We start from the raw sequence: 4,485 nt of genomic DNA, 5'->3' as shown, positions 1-4,485 counted from the left end.
CTGATTGGTGGATAGACCTCATAAAAGCCGTCGGACAGCCCCTCGCTGGTTTCTATGAAGTAATGGGGACACGTTTCTATTGTGAATCTGATCTTCTTTTCTCTTGCTAGTTTGAGAAAATCAGTTGAACTGGCTAAGCTGATGTGCTGAAGATGAAGTCTACCGCCGATCCTCTCGTTAAGGATGACATCCCTGCAAATGACAGCATTCTCTGTGTTTCCCAAACTTTTGTCAAATTCCGGAATTTCGGGATGTTCGGCAACCAGGACACCTGTTTCTTTTGAAAACCATAGAACAGCGGCCATGTCGCTATTTCGATCTACGGGAAGACCGTCATTGGTGAATACTATTGAGCCGGCTTCATAAAGCTCTTTCCAGTTGTTTCGCCTGCCAGACAGGTTTTGGTTTATTGAACAGGACTGCAGAACTCTTATAACCGTATCACTTTGAAAGGACCTGACATAATGATAGTTTTCAACTGAGTCCGGGCAGGGCATTACATTTGGCATGGCACACAGTGAGGTAACACCGCCGGATGTCGCTGCCAGGACGCCGCTTTCCACAGTCTCTTTCCACTCATACCCCGGTTGTCTCAAGTGTACGTGGGGATCTACTATTCCAGGTATTGCAACAAGTCCTTTGGCTTCAATGATATCTGCATCGCTGCAGTCAATTCTTGTATCTATCTTCTTTATCACACCGTCGTCGATCAGAATGTCATAGGTTGTTCTGCTGGATCTTCTCCAATCTACGAGATTTGAATTTCTAATTAGAAGCATGTGAACCTCCAAAGATCTCTAGCATAGCATTAAGTAGTTTGGAGAATGAAGTTAGATCCATCGCCTCTCTTGGTGAATGACTTACTCCCGTAGGATTTGGCAGCAAGATAAGAGAAGATGGGAAGTACTTCGAAACCTCCGCAATGTCGTGCCAGGCTATGCTATTCATTCTTGTAGAAGAAAGTCCCTTAACAGTCAAACTGTTTTGGAGGTATTTGAGGTAAGAGCTGTCCATTGTCGCCGGATCCATAGTGGAGAACTCCGACGAAGAGAATTCTATAGCAGCCCCTTCGGATACGGCTCTACAATAATCTGTCAGAGAGCCTTTGAATTCTTCGAGAGAACGAACTGAGAAGCCTCTTATGTCTACGGTAGTCTCGGTCTCTCCAGGAATCATATTCATTACATTTGGAGTATTGACTAGCCTTGTTACGGTCCCAACGACCTCCTCTGATGACATTAGCTTGCTCAACTCGCTTGCCTTTAATATGGCAGAAGTTGAAGCCAGAAGCGAGTCTCTTCTTGCCGAGAGATTCATAAGGCTCGAATGATTGGTCTCACCTTTGAAAGTGAAACTGAGTCTCCTTTGACCGGCAATCTTCTCAACAAATGCAAAATCCAAGGCTTTCTTTGATAACTCTTTTGATTGATCCACATGTATTTCGATGAATCTTGTTCCTTCTTCAACAAACGGCTTTCCAACTTGAGAAAACCTCTGAAAATCCGCCTTTTCCATTAGTTCAGTCAGGGATACTCTTTCTCCGATCAATGTTTCATAGTCCCCCAAAGCTTCCTCTCCCTTGAGGAAGAACGCCGATCCCAACGATGCCCGGCCGAACAGTGAGGACTCTTCGCAGTTGAAGGCGCATAATTCAATACGTTCGGCCTCGGCCTTTCCTAGAAGGGTCAGAAGTAGAATTCCAAAGACAACGCCCGCAGTTCCGTCATATTTGCCGCCATTTGGAACCGAATCATAGTGAGAACAGAAAACTACTTTGTCATCTCTCTGACTTTCTCTCCCGCTGGAGGTCAAGATGTTTCCCATTCTATCGACATAGACTCTCTTTCCAACTTCACTCAACCTTTTCGCAAGATACTCAAGGGCAAGTCTGTTTTCCTTTGTGAAGGGAAGACGAGTAACGCCTTCATCTGTCGAGGTGAATTTCGCCAACCTATCTATTTCTTCCGATGCCAGATATTCGAGACCGCTCAAGCTAACTCCTTCACTTTGTCGCCGATTCATGCCAGAACAGTAGTTTTTCCTGCAGTTTCTTCATTCCAATATCCAGGAAGAAGCTTAGAAGACTAATTACAATGATTACAGTCAACAGTAAAGTTATATCGTACATTTCGTTCCCGAGAATCAGAAGAAATCCAAGCCCGGCCTTTGAACCCATCATTTCTCCTATAACTGCAGCCGTAATCGACAACACAAGGGCTACACGCAATCCAGTCATCAGATACGGCATCGAATTCATGAGTTCAAGTTTGAACATAACTTGAAGACGACTTGCCTTCAAAACCTTCATCAGGTTGTAGTAGTTCTTTTCAGTTGATCTTACACCGAGGATCATGTTTATCATCACAGGGAACAGAGTAACAAGAGCAATTAGAACCACTTTTGACAATATTCCAAGCCCGAACCATAAAACAAAGAGCGGGGCAAGAGAAATTTTTGGAGCAGTCTGGAATATGAGGATGTACGAGGAAAGCGCCTTCTCGAGAATCTCTACCTTCGCAAGAACGTATCCAAGTACTATTCCAATCACCGCGCCGGAACTGAAGCCTATAGCTATCTCTTCGAGCGTTGCCATGAAGTTCTTTTGCAAGACGGAGTTCTTGACCAACTCAATGAACTTGAAGAGAATATCTTCGGGCGGAGGAAGGATATGTGTTGGAGTATTGAAAATCGTGACCACTGCTTTCCACACAACCAATACAGCCACAAGAAATAAAAAGCTCATTAGTTTTGAATTGATGTTCTTTTTCAAAATCCTTCCTCCTATCCGAAGACTTAGTTTACAGTCTTGGTACTACGAAATCGGCCGCGTTGACATCTGTGGTTATCAGATCGTACTCTCTCATGATGTCGATAGTCTGCTGCCATCTTTCAACGTTTCCAAATCCAAATCCAAAGGCTTCGGTATCTTCGCTCTGCCATAGGTAGCCCGCATAGATCTCGGAGAGTATGTCGGACATGTATTCCTCTCTGCCAATATACGTTGGCGCATACTTCGCGATTGCCACTACAGTGGCTTCCTTCATGTTCTCTGGATCTGAGAGATAGGCCATTACTCTGCTCAAAGCCCTTGTGAACCTAACAGCCAGATCCCTGTTTTCATTCAGGATTTTGTCTCCGGTTACCACAACGTTTCCAAATGAAGGAAGGAACTCGTCTGACTTGAATTCATCTACTTCGATTCCCTGATACCTTAGTTCGAAAGTTCTGAGCATCGAGAAGCAAATTGCATCTACTCTCTTGTTTACGAGAGCCGGAACGATAGCTTCGGTTCCCACAATCTCAAGCTGGATGTCATTCAGTGAAAGCCCGTTTTTCTTCAGAAGAATCTGTAGCTGCACATAATTGGGGCTTCCATAAGCTGTTATTGCCACTTTCTTCCCTTTGAGATCCTGGGGTGTTTCAATAGCGCTTTCCTTAAGGAAGATAGTTGAGCCGAGTCCGTGTTGGTAGGTAGTATGAATAACATTTACAGGTATTCCCTGAGCTCTTGCCGTTATGACAGGTTCGCCATTGGGGAACCCGAATTCAACATTTCCAACTGCTACGTTTCTTATGATGTCTGAGGCGCTTCCAAAAAGATAGTCTACTTCAAGACCTTCCTCTTCAAAATAACCGAGCTCTATTCCCATGTAGATGGGAATGTAGTAAGGAACTGCGGGCCCCTCAATTTGCAGGGTTACTTTCTGGGCAAAAACAAACATACTTACTAGAACCAATAAAAACACAAGTACTGCCTTCTTCAAATCAATCCCTCCTCGTTCAGAGTGTTGAAAAGTCTGTTTCAAGTGCGGTTTCTATTGCACAAAGCTGAGCTGACCTGTAATCAATAAGCCATTCATCTGTCTTTCTGTTTCCATGAACTGCCAGGATATTTGCTGCCTTCATACCCATAAGGCTTGCCAGAGTATAGATCGTCTCGGTTTCCATGTCGAAATTGATAACGCCGGCTGATGAGAGTTCTTCAGGCAAACCAGGGATTTCAAAACCTTCAATACACCGACCCTGTCCGGCATAATAAGAGTCAACAGTAGCGCCTATGCCTACGTGAGTCCTGATCCCCTTTTTCGAAGCGCTTTTGGCCAGTGCTACGACCATAAATGGATCGGCAACGGCCGGGTATTCTACTCTGACGTACATTTTGGAACTTCCGCCTAGTCTTACTGCGCCGGAGTTGATTATCATATCTCCGCACTTAATGTCCTCTCTAAGCGCTCCACAACCTCCCACTCTTACAACTCTTTCTACACCAAGAGAGTGAAGTTCCACCATAACTATTTCCGATGAACCGCCTCCAATTCCGGTTGAACAGACGCCAAACTCCTTCCCTCCGAAAGTGCCTATTCCTGTTGAGAATTCTCGATTGGCGGACAGATATTCAAAGGAATCTGCCGCTTCTTCGAAGAGCTTTAGTCGGTCTGGATCACCTGGAAGGAAGAACAGCTTCGGAACCTTTGAATCTATGCT

At 44.7% G+C, this 4,485-nt stretch carries 5 protein-coding genes; all 5 read right to left on the bottom strand.

Annotated features, from left to right (window positions below; translation table 11 throughout):
- Positions 1 to 779: hypothetical protein (locus ENN47_08950; protein ID HDP78291.1), on the bottom strand; the 779-nt coding region annotated here is incomplete at its 3' end.
- A complete protein-coding gene (locus ENN47_08945) occupies positions 766 to 2,022 on the bottom strand; it encodes a hydantoinase/carbamoylase family amidase (GenBank protein ID HDP78290.1) in 1,257 nt (418 codons plus the stop codon). The genes ENN47_08945 and ENN47_08950, both read right to left, overlap by 14 nt.
- The gene (locus tag ENN47_08940; protein ID HDP78289.1) at positions 2,003 to 2,770 is read right to left on the bottom strand and encodes an ABC transporter permease; all 768 of its coding nucleotides are present in this window, start codon (positions 2,768 to 2,770) and stop codon (positions 2,003 to 2,005) included. The genes ENN47_08945 and ENN47_08940 overlap by 20 nt, the downstream gene beginning before the upstream one ends.
- A 28-nt stretch (positions 2,771 to 2,798) precedes the next feature.
- A complete protein-coding gene (locus ENN47_08935) occupies positions 2,799 to 3,764 on the bottom strand; it encodes an ABC transporter substrate-binding protein (GenBank protein HDP78288.1) in 966 nt (321 codons plus the stop codon).
- Positions 3,765 to 3,780: 16 nt separating this feature from the next.
- A partial coding sequence (locus ENN47_08930; GenBank protein HDP78287.1) for a nucleoside phosphorylase occupies positions 3,781 to 4,485 on the bottom strand: 705 nt, incomplete at its 5' end.

This window comes from Mesotoga infera, assembly GCA_011045915.1.
In the GTDB taxonomy this organism is placed as follows: domain Bacteria; phylum Thermotogota; class Thermotogae; order Petrotogales; family Kosmotogaceae; genus Mesotoga; species Mesotoga infera_D.
The sequence above is the reverse complement of the archived record's forward strand: the minus strand, read 5'-3'. Positions and strand labels throughout refer to the sequence as shown.

Coding starts and splice junctions, on each gene's coding strand:
- ENN47_08945 (HDP78290.1), bottom strand. CDS start 2,022: ATGAATCGGCGACAAAGTGAAGGAGTTAGCTTGAGCGGTCTCGAATAT.